Consider the following 13,930-nt stretch of genomic DNA (forward strand, 5'->3'; position numbering starts at 1 on the left):
ACGGGGCGGGCCGTGGCGCTCCCGGAGGCCGGGCGCGGCCGTAGCAAGGTGAACGGCTCCAGTGCGCCGGCCGGCCGCTGGGCGGGGTTGCCCCACAGCTGGGGGCTCTGTGTCACCGGTGGTCCTCCGTGACGCCCAGTGCCGCCAGCAGCCGCTCGCGGTACTCGCCCAGCACCGGCTCGCGGTAGGAGCGCGGATGGGGGTGGTCGATGGCCAGGTCGAGGGCGATCCGGCCCCGGTCCAGGACGAGGACGCGGTCGGCGAGCACGATGGCCTCGTCCACGTCGTGGGTGACCAGCAGCACGGACGGCCGGTGGCGCTGCCACAGGGCGCGCAGCAGGTGGTGCATCCTGATCCGGGTCAGCGCGTCCAGCGCGCCGAACGGCTCGTCCGCCAGCAGGAGTTCGGGCTCGCGGACCAGGGAGCGGGCCAGCGCGGCCCGCTGGGCCTCGCCGCCGGACAGCTCACCGGGCCAGGCCCGCTCGCGGCCCTCCAGGCCGACCTCCGCGAGGGCGGCCCGGCCCCGCTCCCCGGCATCCCTGCCGTCCGCGCCCAGCAGGACGTTGTCCAGCACCCGCCGCCAGGGCAGCAGCCGGGAGTCCTGGAAGACGACCGACACCCGCTCCGGCGCGCTGATCCCCCCGCCGCCCGCGACGCCGTGGTCGAGCCCGGCGATGGCCCGCAGCAGGGTGCTCTTGCCCGAGCCGCTGTGTCCGAGCAGGGCCGTGAACTGGCCCGCGGGCAGGTCGAGGTCGATGCCGTCGAGGACCGTACGGCCGTCGAACGACCGGGACAGGCCCTGGATGCGTACGGCCGGCGGGGTCAGTTGCCCAGTGTGCGGCGCCACGACAGCACCCTCCGTTCGATCAGACGGACCACGCTGTCGGAGACCAGGCCGAAGACGCCGTAGATCAGCAGGCCGACCAGGATGACGTCGGTCTGGCCGTAGTTCTGCGCCTGGAACATCAGGTAGCCGAGGCCGTTGGTGGCGTTGATCTGCTCCAGTACCACCAGGCCCAGCCAGGAGCCGGTCACCCCGAGCCGGAGCCCCACGAAGAATCCGGGCAGCGCGCCGGGGATCACCACCTGGCGGACGAAGGCGAGCCGGGACAGGCCCTGCACCTCGGCGAGTTCGACGTACCGGCCGTCGATGCCGGACAGCGCGGCATGCGTGTTCAGATAGACCGGGACGTAGACGACGATCGCGATGATGGCGATCTTGAAGGTCTCCCCGATGCCCAGCCAGAGGATGAACAGAGGGATGAGTCCGAGGGTCGGGATCGCCCGGTTGAGCTGCACGGTCCCGTCGATCAGCGCCTCCCCGGTGCGGCTGAGCCCGGAGGCCAGCGCGAGCAGCACGCCCGCGGCCAGTCCGATCGCGAAGCCGTATCCGGCCCGCTCCAGGGAGGTCAGGATGTCGGTGGGCAGGGTGCCGCCGGCCCACAGCCGGCCCGCGGTCCCGAGTACCGTCCAGGGCGCGGGTACGGCACCCGTGTCGAGCGCTCCGGCGGCCGAGGCGGCGGCCCACAGGACGAGCAGGAGGAGCGGGCCGGTCAGCCGGGCGGCGGGCAGCCGGCGGCCGGGGGAGAGGCGGCGGCGCCTGCGGACCCGGCCGGGCTCGGCGGCGGCCCGCGCCGGTGCGGCGGTCGTCGTGGTCACGGCGGTCATTTCCGGTACTCCTCCGGTACGGCCCTGGCGGCGATCGGCTCGAAGCGGTGGTCGAAGAGCGAGGAGACGTCGAACTTCTTCACGAACCCGCCCGCGGCGAGCAGGTCGGCCGTCTCCTGCTCCCACCTGATCGCCTCGTCCCAGCTGGGCGGGAAAAGAGGCTTGTTGGCGAGCTTCGAGATGCCCCGCGCCTGCTGCGGCGTCAGGTTCTGCGTCCTGACGTAGAACTCCTCGTTCCAGACGTCCGCATGCTCGTACTGCCACACCTGGCCCCGCGCCCACGACGGGATGTAGGCGGCGATCGCGGCGGCCTTCGCGGGGTCGTTCAGCACCGACTGCGGGGCCCACAGCAGGTTGAGCAGGTCGACGACGTCGGTGGGAATGGTGCGGGCGCCCTTCGCCTCGTACTGCTTCAGGTAGGCGGGCGCCTGGCTGTTGGCGAGCGGAGCCACGTCGACCTGCCCGGACTGCAGCGCGGTGAGGAACTGGTTGCTGGTCAGCGGCACCAGCGTCACCTCGTCGTACGTCAGGCCCGCCTGCTTCAGCGCCCGCAGCAGTACGACCCCCTGGGCCTGGCCCTGCGAGAAGGCGAGCCGCCTGCCCTTGAAGTCGCCGACCGTGCGGATGTCGCTGCCGGGCTTGGTGGCGAAGAGGTAGTTCGGCCTGCGGGTGAGGTCGATCGCCACGATCTTGGCGTCGAAGCCCTGGTAGTGCGCCTGGATCGGCGGGATGCCGGCGTTGTTGGCCACATCCAGGGACCCCGCGCGGAAGGCGTTGATGACATCGGGACCGGCCCCGATGTTCACCCAGCTCGACACCTTGAACGGCAGCGCCGGCAGCTTCGCCAGCCGGAACTGCAGTTGCTGGACGTTCTGGTAGGAGGCGATCCTCAGGCTGGTGCCGGCCGGGACCTTGCCGGCGAGCGGCCTGGTGGCGGCGCCCTTGGCGTCGGCCGAGGCGTCGCCCTTGGCGCAGCCGCCGAGGCCCACGGCGGCGGACGCGCCCAGCAAAGAGGCAAGAAACACACGACGGTGCATGGGAGAACTCCCCGAGACAAAGGAGGGGAAAGGCAGGAAGAATTCCGGATCGAGAAACCGGAGACAAAAACAGGAAGAGAGCCGGAAACGCGCGCTTCACGCGCGGCAACGCGTCAGCAACAAAGGGTGCGACAGCTTGTCAGGGGGCTCATGACCAGGATGTTCCTGCCTTGAACCGATCCCTGTCAACATTCCGAGTTTCTGAATTAAATACCCTCAGGTGACACGCCCAGCGGATCCCGGAACACCACGTCGAGCATGACCGATCCACCGGCCACCGCCAGCACGGAATCCGGGAAGCTCGTCGGCACGACGGCGGCCGCACGCCGTGTCCCCACCGCCTCCCGCAGCGCGCTCAGGCAGTCCTCGAAATGGACCACCCCCACCTCGGTCACCACCACGGTCTCCGGATTGAGCACGTCCAGCAGCAGTCCCGCCGCCCGCCCGGTGGCACGGGACCGCTCCACCAGCAGCCGCCGGGCCACCGCGTCCCCGGCCGCCGCCGCGGCCACCACCCGCATCGGACCGGCCGCGCCGGCCACCCCGGCCGCACCTGCCCGCCGGCACAACGTCCGTTCGCTCAGCTCCACTTGCAGGCAGCCGGTACGGCCGCACGGGCACGGCTCGCTGCCGCCCGGCACCGGCAGATGCGCGATCGCCCCGGCCGCCGAGCGCGGCCCGTGGTGCACCTCGTCATGGGTGGCGAAGGCCGCGTCGACCACGTTGCCCACGAACAGGTGCAGCACGCTGCCGCTGCCCCTGGCCCGACCGAACAGCCGCTCCCCGTTCACCAACGCCCGCGCGTGGCCGTCCACATGGACCGGCAGGCCGGTGCGGGCGCCGAGCAGCTCCCGCACCGGCACCTCACGCCAGCCCAGCAGCTCGTGCTCGACCACGGTGCCCGTCTCCCGGTCCACCCAGCCGCCGGCCGCCACCCCGACGCCCAGCGGCCGCCGGCCCGGCACGCCGGCGAGCAGCCCGGCGAGGCCCTCGGCGGCCCGGGCCAGCACCCAGCCGGGATCGGTCCGCTCGTGCCCCAGCTCCCGCCGGGCCACCACCCGGCCCCGCAGATCCAGCAGCGCCACCGTCGTGTACGGCACGGCCACATGCACCCCGGCGACCAGGAACCGTCGGTCGTCCAGGTCGACGGGTACGTGCGGCCGGCCCACCCTGCCCGAGCGGCGGGGCACGGCGGACTCCCGGATCAGGCCCAGACCGGCGAGCCGGGCGCAGTGCTCGGTCACCGACGCGGGCGACAGCCCGGTCAGCCGGGCGATGGTGCTGCGCGCCACCGGCCCGTGCTCCAGCACGGTCCGCAGCACGACACGGGCGCTGGTACGCCGCCGGTCGCCGTCGGCGGCACGCGGAAGGGGCGGGGCCGAAGGGGACACCGCGGTACGGGGCATGGGGGACCGTCCTCGGGAACGGGGGCCGACACGACTCGGAGCTGTACGAGCAGAGGCGCGCCGGGTGGTCCGCCCCTACCCCGGGCGGCGACAGGTGGCCGTGCCCTGGCGTCGCAGGTCGACATAGCGACGCGAGGTGAGATACCGGGCCTGGGCAACCATGCGGAAGAAGCTAGCAAAACACCCCGAGGCTGCCCAGACGGCGCCCGACGGGCGAGACGGGCCCGACTGCGCTTTGGCCGGACCCTACAGACGGTCCGTCAGCCGGTGAGGTAGCGCGGCCCACGCCACCTCAGTGACCGGCATCACGCCAAACCCGGTGTAGCCGCCACCCTTTGTCCGGAGCCCACCAAGCCCCGGTGCACGCCTTTGTCGGCCGGTGACGGTGATCGGCGCGCGGGGCGCGGTATAGCGTCACGGTGTTCCCATCTGCCCACACACCCGCGGAGTCCCCATGAGCACCGCCACCGCCACAGCTCGCCCCGGCGCAGTCCTCGCCGACCTGCTCCCCGCGTCCCGCGTCCGCGACGCGGCCCTCGTCGTCGGCGGCGCCGTGCTCACCGGCCTGGCGGCCCAGGTGGCCGTCCCCGTGCCCGGCTCCCCGGTGCCGGTGACCGGCCAGACCTTCGCCGCGCTGCTCGTCGGTACCGCGCTCGGCGCCCGCCGCGGCTTCCTCTCCCTCGCCCTGTACGCGCTCGCCGGCGTCGCGGGCGTTCCGTGGTTCGCGGGCGGCGCCTCCGGCGCCGGCATGGTCTCCTTCGGCTATGTCCTCGGCATGGTGCTCGCCTCCGCCGCCGTCGGCGCCCTGGCCCGGCGCGGGGCGGACCGCTCGCCGCTGCGCATGGCCGGCGCGATGCTCCTCGGCGAGGCGATCATCTACGCCGTCGGCGTGCCCTACCTGGCCCTCGCCGCCCACGTCTCCCTCACCGAGGCGGTCGCCCTGGGCCTCACCCCGTTCCTGCTCGGCGACGCCCTGAAGGCCGCGCTGGCGATGGGCGCGCTGCCCACCGCCTGGAAGTTCGCGAACAAGCGCTAGACGCGCCGCGGTTTCCGCGCAACAGGCCCGCCGGATTTTTCAGGGCTCCCCGACCCCGGCGGGCCTCTTGCGCGTCCCGGCGCCCCACGGGCCGGTGGTGGTTCCCTCAGACTCCGGTCTTCTGGCAGGTGGGGCACCAGAAGAGGTTGCGGGCGGCGAGGCCGGCGGTGCGGATCTCGTCGCCGCAGACGTGGCACGGCAGGCCGGCGCGGCGGTACACGTACACCTCGCCGCCGTGGTCGTCCACGCGGGGCGGGCGGCCCATGGCCTCCGGGGTGTGCTCGGGCCGGACGGTGTCGATCCGGTTGTTCCGGACGCCCTCGTGCATCAGCTCGACGAGGTCCGCCCACAGGGCGTCCCACTCGGCCGGAGTGATGTCCCTGCCCGCGCGGTACGGGTCGATGCCATGCCGGAACAGCACCTCGGCGCGGTAGACGTTGCCGACACCGGCGACGGTCTTCTGGTCCATGAGCAGCGCGGCGATCGTGGTCCGGCTGCGGGAGATCCTGCGGTACGCCTCGGCCGGGTCGGCGTCGTCGCGGAGCGGGTCGGGGCCGAGGCGGTCGTGGACGGCCTGCTTCTCGGCGCCGGTGACCAGCGCGCAGGTCGTGGGGCCGCGCAGGTCCACGTACGCGGTGTCGTTCGCGAGGCGGAGGCGGACGGTGTCGGCCGGCGGCGGCGCGGGGGCGTCACCGAAGGCGACCTTGCCGAAGAGGCCGAGGTGGATGTGGACCCAGTCGGCGTCCCGGAAGCGGAGGAAGAGGTGCTTGCCGTGGGCCTCGGTGGCCGTCAGCGGGGCCGAGTCCAGAAGTGCGGCGGCGTCGGAGAACTTGCCCTGCGGGCTGGTGACGCGCGGGGCGGTGCCGAGGAACCGCTCGGCGTAGTCCCGGGCCAGCCGGTGAATGGTGTGCCCTTCCGGCACGGCGGGGTGTCCTTTCCTGCGGTTCCGCCCGGCGGTCCGCGGGCGCGACGACCACGACCGCCGGACGGCTCGTCCGGCGGAGCGGGGCAGGCGGGGATCCGGGGGCCTAGCTCTGGGGGTGGTGCGCCGGGATCGGGGGCAGGTCGCCCGTCGTCTCGTATGCCGACAGCATGTCGATCCGCCGCACGTGACGCTCGTCACCGGAGAACGGCGTGTTGAGGAAGACCTCGACGAACTTCGTCGCCTCCTCCGTGCTGTGCATGCGCGCCCCCACCGCGACCACGTTGGCGTTGTTGTGCTGCCGCCCCAGCGCCGCGGTCTCCTCGCTCCAGGCCAGCGCCGCCCGCACGCCCTTCACCTTGTTCGCGGCGATCTGCTCCCCGTTGCCGGAGCCGCCGATCACGATGCCGAGGGCGTCGGCGTCCGCGGCCGTGCGCTCCGCGGCGCGCAGGCAGAAGGGCGGGTAGTCGTCCTGGGCGTCGTAGATGTGCGGACCGCAGTCGACGGGCTCGTGCCCCGCCGCCTTGAGCCACTCGACGAGGTGGTTCTTCAGTTCGTAGCCAGCATGGTCGGAGCCGAGATACACGCGCATGCCATGAGTGTGACACGCGCACCACCGGGCAGCAGCCTCGGGTGGCCGCACCCGCCGACGCGGCCCGCCGGCACTCCGCCGACGCGTCCCTGGCCAGGAAAAATGTGAGCGACGCCATAGAACCTCAAGGGAACCTCAAATAACAATACGGATTCAGAGGTTCCCGAATCCATTCACCTCGGATTCACTGGACCGACTCGTACACCGCTCGTGCGGGACGCTCACCCCTGGCGCAAAGGAATTCCGTCCATGACCCCTGGTTCGGGCCTTCAAGCAGGACTCAAGAACCGCCACCTGACGATGATCGCGATCGGTGGCGTCATCGGGGCCGGCCTCTTCGTCGGCTCCAGCACCGGTATCGCCACCGCGGGACCGGGCATTCTGTTGTCCTACGCCCTCGTCGGCACCCTCGTCGTCCTCGTGATGCGGATGCTCGGCGAGATGTCCGCCGCGAACCCCACCTCCGGCTCCTTCTCCGAGCACGCCGACCGTGCCCTCGGCCGCTGGGCCGGGTTCTCCATCGGCTGGCTCTACTGGTTCTTCTGGGTCGTCGTGCTGGCCGTCGAGGCCACCGCCGGCGCCAAGATCCTCTCGGGCTGGGTCCCGGCCGTGCCGCAGTGGGGCTGGGCGCTCATCGTGATGACCGTGCTGACCGCGACCAACCTGGTCTCCGTCGGCTCCTACGGCGAGTTCGAGTTCTGGTTCGCCGGCATCAAGGTCGTGGCGATCGCCGCGTTCATCGCCATCGGTCTGCTGGCCGTCTTCGGCGTGCTTCCGGGGGTGCACGCGGACAAGGCGTCCTTCGGCAACCTGACGCACCACGGCGGCTTCCTGCCGCACGGCCCCGGCGCCATCCTCACCGGCGTGCTGCTGGTCGTCTTCTCCTTCATGGGCAGCGAGATCGCGACCCTGGCGGCCGGCGAGTCCGAGGACCCGCAGCGCGCGGTCACCAAGGCCACCAACAGCATCATCTGGCGGATCGGCGTCTTCTACCTGGGCTCGATCCTCGTCGTCGTCTCGCTGCTGCCGTGGAACGACCCGTCCCTCGAGAAGCAGGGCTCCTACGTCGCCGCGCTCAACTCGCTCGGCATCCCCGACGCCGGCCAGATCATGAACGTCGTCATCCTGACGGCGGTGCTGTCCTGCCTCAACTCCGGCCTCTACACCGCCTCCCGCATGGCCTTCTCGCTCGGCCAGCGCGGTGACGCCCCGAAGTCGTTCGCCCGCACCACCGCGCGCGGCGTGCCGATGGCGGCGATCCTGGCCTCGGTCGTGTTCGGCTTCGTGGCCGTCTTCTTCAACTACGAGTTCCCCGACACGATCTTCCTCTTCCTGCTCAACTCCAGCGGCGCCGTGGCCCTGTTCGTCTGGCTGGCGATCTGCTTCTCCCAGCTGCGGATGCGCCGGATCATCCAGCGCGAGGCGCCGGAGAAGCTCGTCGTGAAGATGTGGCTCTACCCGTATCTGACCTGGGTGACGGCCGCCTTCATCGTCGGCGTCCTCGGCTACATGCTGACCGACACCAAGGGCGAGAGCAGCGGCCGCACGACCGTGCTGCTGTCGGTGGGCGTCGCGGTGGTCGTGGTGCTGATCGCCCTGGTGAAGGAGAGCATCGCGGCCAAGCGCCGCACGGCCTCGGCCGTCGAGGCCCCGGCCGACAAGGTCTCCGTCGGCTGACCGGCCCTCACCTTCCCTCCCCTCACGGCCACAGCACGGTGAAGCATCCCTTCACCGTGCTGTCGGCCGTCGGGAACAAGGAGCGGCCGTCTAGAACCCGTGCGGCAGCCAGGGCGCCACCGGAGAGCCGAACGCCACGGACGCCTCCGTCAAACACCCCGGCCGCAGCTCCCGCACCCGGCCGGCCGCCGCCAGCGACAGCAGCGTCACCCCGCCGAGGTACGCGGCACCCAACTCCCGTACGGACAGCGACAGGTCGGGAGCGTCGGTGGTGCGCTCGCACGACGCGCCCTTGGTGTCGCCCGTCAGCCGCCAGCGCCCCGCGTTCCACGGGCAGAAGGCGTCCTCCACCTCCAGCACCACGTCCACGGGCGCCTGATACGTGCGGGCCGACAGCGCCGCACCGACGTCGACCAGACGGACGTACGCGTCGTCCCGCAGGCGGGGGCGGCAGCGGCGGGGGTCCGAGACCAGGTACCGCCAGGCGTCGTCGACCGGCCGCGACCCCACCGACAGCGTCGTCATCAGGTCGATGCCGAACAGGAACCGCCACAGCGCCGCCTCCGTGACCGGATCCAGCGCGGCCAGGTCCCTCAGCTTCACCGTGCCGTCGTGCCCGCTCTCGCCCCAGCCCAGCTTGGTGCTGTAGCGGACGTACCCGGTGATCTCGCCGTCCCGCTCGGCGACCGCGCACTGCAGCGCCGACGCCCCCTCCCGCTCGCTCGCGGGGTCGAGGAGACCGGCCCGCTCCCAGCCGGGCTGCCGGGCCAGCATCCCGGGCCGCCGCGGCACCAGCGCCGCGTACACCGCCTCGCAGGCCGGGAGGACCTCGGCGGGCGACGCGTACCGCAGGCGTACGTCGTCCACGCCGGGCGGCAGGGTCAGCGTGACCCGGCCCGTGTCGATCTCGGCGGTCGTACGGAAGGTCGCCGCGCCGTACCCGAAGCGGCCGTAGATCGCCGGCTCGGACGCGGTCAGCACCGCCAGCGGCTCGCGGCCCAGCGCCCGTACGTCGTCCAGCTGCCGGCGCATCATCGCGGTCAGCACCCCGCGCCGCCGGTGCGTGCCCGCCACGCCGACCATGGTCACCCCGGCCGCCGGGACCGCCGCCCCGCCCGGCACGGTCATCCGGAAGCTGAACGCGCCCGCCGTGCCGACGATCTCGTCCCCGTCCCAGGCGGCCAGGGAGCGGTCGAACTCGGTGAGCGACCTGTCCAGCTCGCGCTCCTCGGCCGGTGGCGGCGGGGCTCCGAAGGCGCGGTACAGCACGGCGTACCACCGGTCCCAGTCGGACTCGCGCAGCACCCTCAACTCGGTTACCCGGTCAGACCCCATGGGCCATGCCTATCAGCGGGCCGCGGGCCGGGCCAGCGAATTTCCCGCGGGCGGCGGCGCGACGGCGCCCGGTGCCGTTCACTGTGAGACGCACCGCGAAGCCCAACCCCGCACGGGGGACAAGTGGGACCACCCGTGCCAAGCAGCCGGTCCGATGGATAGGGTCGCGAACTAATGGCAGCAGGACGAGAGCGGCGATCGAAGGCCGAGACGCTGACGGCCCGGTGGCGGATGCAGTGGCACCGGGCCCGGACCGGCCTGCGCAGAAGCGCCGTCGACTACTTCCGCGGCGACGGCTCCGACTGGATCGCGTTCGCCGGGCTGCTGCTCACCATCCCCCTCCTCATGGCCGTGACCCTGGTCGACTCGGTGTGGTGCTCGCCGGCCACCCTGGTGCTGCCCATCGTCGCGGGCGGGCTGCTGCTGCGCCCGGCGAGCCTGCTCGGCCTGTACGCGGCCGCCGCGACCGCGCTGATCGTGGAGTCGGTGCGGCTCGGCCCCTACACCGAGGGGCCGTCACGGGTCACCCCCGGCGTGGTGCTGGTGGTGGCCGCCTGCGGTTTCTTCGGGCTGCTCACGGCCCAGTTCCGCAGCCGGGTCGGGGTGCCCTGGCGGCGCGGCGGCACCATGCTGTTCGACCTGCGCGAGCGGATCCGGGTGCAGAGCAAACTGCCGAAGCTGCCGCAGGGCTGGCACCACGAGATGGCGCTGCGGCCGGCCGGCGGCCAGTCCTTCTCCGGTGACTTCGTCGTCGCCGCGCGGACGAACGGCGGCCGCACCCTGGAAGTCGTCCTCACGGACGTGTCCGGCAAGGGCATGGACGCCGGATCGCGCGCCCTGCTGCTGTCGGGCGCCTTCGGCGGCCTGCTGGGCTCCCTGCCCCCGCACGCCTTCCTCCCGGCCGCCAACGGCTATCTCCTCCGCCAGGACTGGGAGGAGGGCTTCGCCACCTCCATCCATCTCGTGCTGGACCTCGACTCCGGGGACTACGAGCTGTACTCCGCGGGCCATCCGCCGGGGCTGCAGCTGAGCGCGGGCAGCGGACGCTGGGAGGAGAAGGCCGCCGAGGGACCGCTGCTCGGCGTGTACGACGGCGCCCAGTTCGACCCCGTGAAGGGCTCCCTGCGCCCCGGGGACGTGCTGATGCTCTTCACGGACGGCCTGGTGGAGACCTCCGACCGGGACATCGTCGAGGGCATCGACCGCCTCACCGGCGAGGCCGACCGCTATGTCGCGGGCGGCTTCCACGGCGCCGCCTGGCACCTCATCGAGGCCGTCGCGAAGGACGTCAACGACGACCGGGCCCTGCTGCTGATCTGCCGCCAGGCGACGGCGGCGCCCCGCTGAGCGGCGCCCCGGGCCACACTGGGGCGATGACACCACTCACGCTCGCACAGGTCGAGGCCGTCGCCCGCGCCGCCCACGAGGGCCGGACCGACAAGGCGGGACGGCCGTACGCCGAGCATCTCGCCGCCGTCGCCGCCGGGGTGCGCGCCCGGGGCGGCGATGCGGAGCAGATCGCGGCGGCCTGGCTGCACGACTCCGTCGAGGACGACGCGCTCAGCCGCCAGTGGCTCGAACAGGCGGCGCTGACCGCGCGGACGAAGGCCATCGTGGACGCCCTCACCAGACGGCCGGGGGAGGAGCCGGAGGCGTACGCCCGGCGGATCCTCGCCACGGACGGCGCGCGGCTGGTGAAGGAGGCCGACCTCGCGCACAACGCCGACCCGCGGCGGCTCGCCGCCCTGGACGAGCCGACCCGGACGCGACTGACCGAGAAGTACGCCCGGATGCGCGCCCTTCTCGGTCTGCCGGAGCCGGCTCCTAGGCGCTGACCTTCTCCCGCTCGCGCTCCTGCTGCCCGCGCCGGCGGGCGACTTCGGCCGCGTCCTGCTTGAACGCCCACTCCATCCGCGGCTCCATCGCGAACCGGAAGACACGCTGGACGGGCTTGGTGCACAGCACGGTCACGGCGGCCCCCGCGAGGAGGGTCACCAGGATCTCGCCCAGCGGCCGGTGCAGCCAGGCGTGGTCGAACAGGCCGCGGTAGTCGGCGAACTTCACCAGGAAGCCGTGCAGCAGATAGCCGTACAGGGTGCCCGCGCCCAGGGCCGTGAACCACGTCCTGCGGCGCGGCACCCAGGAGTAGAAGCAGGCCGTCAGCAGCAGCGAGCAGCCCATCAGCGCCAGCGTCATCACCGGGCCGCACCACCAGGGCGCACCCAGCTCCTGCGCCGCGTCACGGTGGTAGAACCACGCGGTGTTCATACGCGGCACCGCCCACCAGCCGACCACCAGCGCGGCGGCGAACACCGGCACCGCGGCGATCCGCACCGAGCGGCGGCGCACCCGCTGGAAGTGCTCGGGCTTCATGCACAGGCCGAGCACGAAGTACGGCAGGAACTGCAGGACGCGCTGCAGATCCAGGTCGTCGCCGATGTTCGGGGTGACGGACGCCAGCATGGCGATGCCGAGGGCGACCGCGAACGGCGAGCGCACCAGCTTCCAGATCGGCGTCGTCAGCCGCCAGACGAACAGGGCGACCAGGAACCAGGTCAGATACCAGGGGTCGAGGAGGCTGATCTCCTCGTGCGAGCCCGTGATGAGGTTCTTGAACGTCGGGTACGCCGTCTCGAACAGGACGTACGGCACCACGACACCGGTGATCAGCCGCTTCAGCCGGTCCGGGCGCATGTCGAAACTGCGCGAGAAGTAGCCAGAGATGATGATGAACGCCGGCATGTGGAAGCAGTACACGACGGTGTAGACCGCCTCCAGGATCCGGCTGTCGCCCTTGAGCGGCTCCCAGGAGTGACCCATCGCGACGAGCACGATCGCCAGGTACTTGGCGTTGTCGAAGAACGCGTCGCGCTGTTTGCCGGCCGGCTGCCGGGTGCCGGGTTTTTCACCGGGTCTGTCCGCCTTCGCCGGGCCCTCCTGCGCACTCATCGGGGTACGCGGACCGGGCACTCCGGCCGCCGGCGACTGCGCCGGGGGGAGCGGCCTGCGGTTCTGGCCGGGGGACGGGGCGGCGTCAAACATCTCAGGCACCCTAGCGTTGTCCATGGGATTTCGTAAAACCCCAGCCGTCATTCCTGGTTATCGCCTTCGGGTACCCGCTGATTTACAGAACTTGCCTGCCCTGTCTACGTGATGACAGGCACACGGGAGCCGTCGGATCACCCTCGATGTCCCGATTCATCCCCACTAAATGGGGCATACGGCGTCTCTGTGTCATCAATTCGAATTACCTGCACACAGGATGTGTGGAGGCGGCAACGAAGTCGCGTAATTCCCGCGGCGGTCACGCACCGGCGACCCGGTCGAATTACCGTGCGGCGCATCGCCCGCACCGGTCCGGTGTCCGACGTTGTGTCACGGTCCGCATGGGCGGGCCGGGTTGGTGGCACGATGGTTCTGGCGGGGGTGCGCGGGCCGTACCTCCGGGCCGGGAGAGCGGACCGACCGAGGGTGTGATCAGTTGTGGCCATTTCACTGTCTGTGGTGCTGCTGTTGGCGATCATCCTTGTAGTGCTCCTGAGAGGGGGCAACATCAAGGCGGGCCCCGCGATCGTCGCGGTCCTCTTCGGCTTCTTCCTCGCGTCGACCGGCATGGCCCCGTCCATCGACCGCTTCCTGAACTCGATAGCGGACTCGATCAGCTCGATCAAGTTCTGACGGGACGGGCCCCGGGGATTCGCCGACGGGGCGTACGGCCTCCGAGCCGACCGGGGCGGCTGCACGGCGTCCGGGCCACCGACGCATACGGAGCCGACACGGCACCGCCGGGCCCGGCCCCGGACCTGCCTGAGGCGCGGCCCTGCTCCCGCCTGAGGCCCGGCCCCGGTCCTGCTGAGGCCCGGCCCGGGACCCGCACGAGGCTTGGCCCCGGCCTGCCTGAGGCCGGGCCCCGGCCCCGGTCTCGCACCCCGAACATGAAGGTGATCCGGTGCCGTTCGATCATCTCGAGGGTCGTCCCGGGGTCGAAGGCCTCGGCCAGGACGCAGGCGCCGCCCTTGAGCAGGACCGGCAGGGTGAGGCCCGGCCCCGGTCCTGCTGAGGCCCGGCCCGGGACCCGCCTGGGACCCGCACGAGGGTCGGCCCCGGTCCCGCCTGGGGCCCGGCCCCGGATCAGCCCGAGGCCCGGCCGCGGCCCCGGTCCCGCCCGAGGGCCCAGGTCCCGGTCTCGCCTGAGGCCCGGTCCGGTCCCCGCCCGAGGCACGGCCCCGCCGAAGCGGGACAGGGCCTCGTGGCCGG

Annotated in this window: 13 protein-coding genes; 5 read left to right on the forward strand and 8 right to left on the reverse strand. The window is 72.2% G+C overall.

The features are described 5' to 3' along the window. Nucleotides 1–112 precede the first annotated feature (112 nt). From OG956_RS23470 to OG956_RS23485, 4 genes are all read right to left on the reverse strand, one after another. Nucleotides 113–847: an ABC transporter ATP-binding protein gene (locus OG956_RS23470; RefSeq protein WP_330339959.1), complete on the reverse strand. Its 735-nt coding sequence runs from the start codon at nucleotides 845–847 to the stop codon at nucleotides 113–115. Further along, the gene (locus OG956_RS23475) at nucleotides 823–1,668 is read right to left on the reverse strand and encodes an ABC transporter permease (protein ID WP_330339960.1); all 846 of its coding nucleotides are present in this window, start codon (nucleotides 1,666–1,668) and stop codon (nucleotides 823–825) included. The genes OG956_RS23470 and OG956_RS23475 overlap by 25 nt, the downstream gene beginning before the upstream one ends. Continuing rightward, nucleotides 1,665–2,705: an ABC transporter substrate-binding protein gene (locus tag OG956_RS23480; protein WP_330339961.1), complete on the reverse strand. Its 1,041-nt coding sequence runs from the start codon at nucleotides 2,703–2,705 to the stop codon at nucleotides 1,665–1,667. The genes OG956_RS23475 and OG956_RS23480 overlap by 4 nt, the downstream gene beginning before the upstream one ends. 206 nt (nucleotides 2,706–2,911) lie before the next feature. Further along, complete coding sequence (locus OG956_RS23485; RefSeq protein ID WP_330339962.1) at nucleotides 2,912–4,111, reverse strand: ROK family transcriptional regulator; 1,200 nt, start codon at nucleotides 4,109–4,111, stop codon at nucleotides 2,912–2,914. Nucleotides 4,112–4,565: 454 nt separating this feature from the next. Here OG956_RS23485 and OG956_RS23490 point away from each other — a divergent pair, with 454 nt between their 5' ends. Next, on the forward strand, nucleotides 4,566–5,147 hold the full coding sequence (locus OG956_RS23490) for a biotin transporter BioY (RefSeq protein ID WP_330339963.1): 582 nt from the start codon (nucleotides 4,566–4,568) through the stop codon (nucleotides 5,145–5,147). A 106-nt stretch (nucleotides 5,148–5,253) separates the two neighbouring features. Here the strand turns inward: OG956_RS23490 and OG956_RS23495 are convergent, their stop codons facing one another. Together OG956_RS23495 and OG956_RS23500 are read right to left on the reverse strand one after the other, a co-directional pair. Next, nucleotides 5,254–6,069, reverse strand: coding sequence for an Fpg/Nei family DNA glycosylase (locus OG956_RS23495; RefSeq protein ID WP_330339964.1), 816 nt, complete (start codon nucleotides 6,067–6,069; stop codon nucleotides 5,254–5,256). Nucleotides 6,070–6,175: 106 nt separating this feature from the next. Next, nucleotides 6,176–6,661 carry a ribose-5-phosphate isomerase gene (locus tag OG956_RS23500; RefSeq protein WP_330339965.1) on the reverse strand — a complete coding sequence of 162 codons (486 nt, stop codon included), beginning with the start codon at nucleotides 6,659–6,661 and terminating at the stop codon, nucleotides 6,176–6,178. 249 nt (nucleotides 6,662–6,910) lie between these two features. Between OG956_RS23500 and OG956_RS23505 the strand changes: the two genes are divergently transcribed. Continuing rightward, on the forward strand, nucleotides 6,911–8,338 hold the full coding sequence (locus OG956_RS23505) for an amino acid permease (protein ID WP_330339966.1): 1,428 nt from the start codon (nucleotides 6,911–6,913) through the stop codon (nucleotides 8,336–8,338). 90 nt (nucleotides 8,339–8,428) lie between these two features. On the opposite strand, the gene OG956_RS23510 is transcribed toward OG956_RS23505, so the two are convergent. Next, a complete protein-coding gene (locus tag OG956_RS23510) occupies nucleotides 8,429–9,673 on the reverse strand; it encodes a GNAT family N-acetyltransferase (protein WP_330339967.1) in 1,245 nt (414 codons plus the stop codon). Between the two features lie 174 nt (nucleotides 9,674–9,847). Between OG956_RS23510 and OG956_RS23515 the strand changes: the two genes are divergently transcribed. Continuing rightward, nucleotides 9,848–11,020 carry a PP2C family protein-serine/threonine phosphatase gene (locus tag OG956_RS23515; RefSeq protein WP_330339968.1) on the forward strand — a complete coding sequence of 391 codons (1,173 nt, stop codon included), beginning with the start codon at nucleotides 9,848–9,850 and terminating at the stop codon, nucleotides 11,018–11,020. A gap of 26 nt (nucleotides 11,021–11,046) precedes the next feature. After that, entirely contained in the window at nucleotides 11,047–11,508 is a 462-nt protein-coding gene (locus OG956_RS23520; protein WP_330339969.1) for an HD domain-containing protein, read from the forward strand. On the opposite strand, the gene OG956_RS23525 is transcribed toward OG956_RS23520, so the two are convergent. Beyond that, nucleotides 11,498–12,622: an acyltransferase family protein gene (locus OG956_RS23525; RefSeq protein WP_443065596.1), complete on the reverse strand. Its 1,125-nt coding sequence runs from the start codon at nucleotides 12,620–12,622 to the stop codon at nucleotides 11,498–11,500. The two genes, OG956_RS23520 and OG956_RS23525, sit on opposite strands and share 11 nt — an antisense overlap. A 534-nt stretch (nucleotides 12,623–13,156) precedes the next feature. Between OG956_RS23525 and OG956_RS23530 the strand changes: the two genes are divergently transcribed. After that, nucleotides 13,157–13,351, forward strand: coding sequence for a hypothetical protein (locus tag OG956_RS23530; protein WP_055703542.1), 195 nt, complete (start codon nucleotides 13,157–13,159; stop codon nucleotides 13,349–13,351). The last annotated feature ends 579 nt before the right edge of the window (nucleotides 13,352–13,930 follow it).

Origin of the sequence: Streptomyces sp. NBC_00557 (assembly GCF_036345995.1) — a bacterium.
Taxonomy (GTDB): Bacteria; Actinomycetota; Actinomycetes; order Streptomycetales; family Streptomycetaceae; genus Streptomyces.

Bases quoted from the DNA above. Each gene is read 5' to 3' on its own strand.
- OG956_RS23475 (WP_330339960.1), bottom strand. From the start codon at position 1,668: ATGACCGCCGTGACCACGACGACCGCCGCACCGGCGCGGGCCGCCGCC.
- OG956_RS23480 (WP_330339961.1), bottom strand. From the start codon at position 2,705: ATGCACCGTCGTGTGTTTCTTGCCTCTTTGCTGGGCGCGTCCGCCGCC.
- OG956_RS23485 (WP_330339962.1), bottom strand. From the start codon at position 4,111: ATGCCCCGTACCGCGGTGTCCCCTTCGGCCCCGCCCCTTCCGCGTGCC.
- OG956_RS23490 (WP_330339963.1), top strand. From the start codon at position 4,566: ATGAGCACCGCCACCGCCACAGCTCGCCCCGGCGCAGTCCTCGCCGAC.
- OG956_RS23500 (WP_330339965.1), bottom strand. From the start codon at position 6,661: ATGCGCGTGTATCTCGGCTCCGACCATGCTGGCTACGAACTGAAGAAC.
- OG956_RS23505 (WP_330339966.1), top strand. From the start codon at position 6,911: ATGACCCCTGGTTCGGGCCTTCAAGCAGGACTCAAGAACCGCCACCTG.
- OG956_RS23510 (WP_330339967.1), bottom strand. From the start codon at position 9,673: ATGGGGTCTGACCGGGTAACCGAGTTGAGGGTGCTGCGCGAGTCCGAC.
- OG956_RS23515 (WP_330339968.1), top strand. From the start codon at position 9,848: ATGGCAGCAGGACGAGAGCGGCGATCGAAGGCCGAGACGCTGACGGCC.
- OG956_RS23520 (WP_330339969.1), top strand. From the start codon at position 11,047: ATGACACCACTCACGCTCGCACAGGTCGAGGCCGTCGCCCGCGCCGCC.
- OG956_RS23525 (WP_443065596.1), bottom strand. From the start codon at position 12,622: ATGAGTGCGCAGGAGGGCCCGGCGAAGGCGGACAGACCCGGTGAAAAA.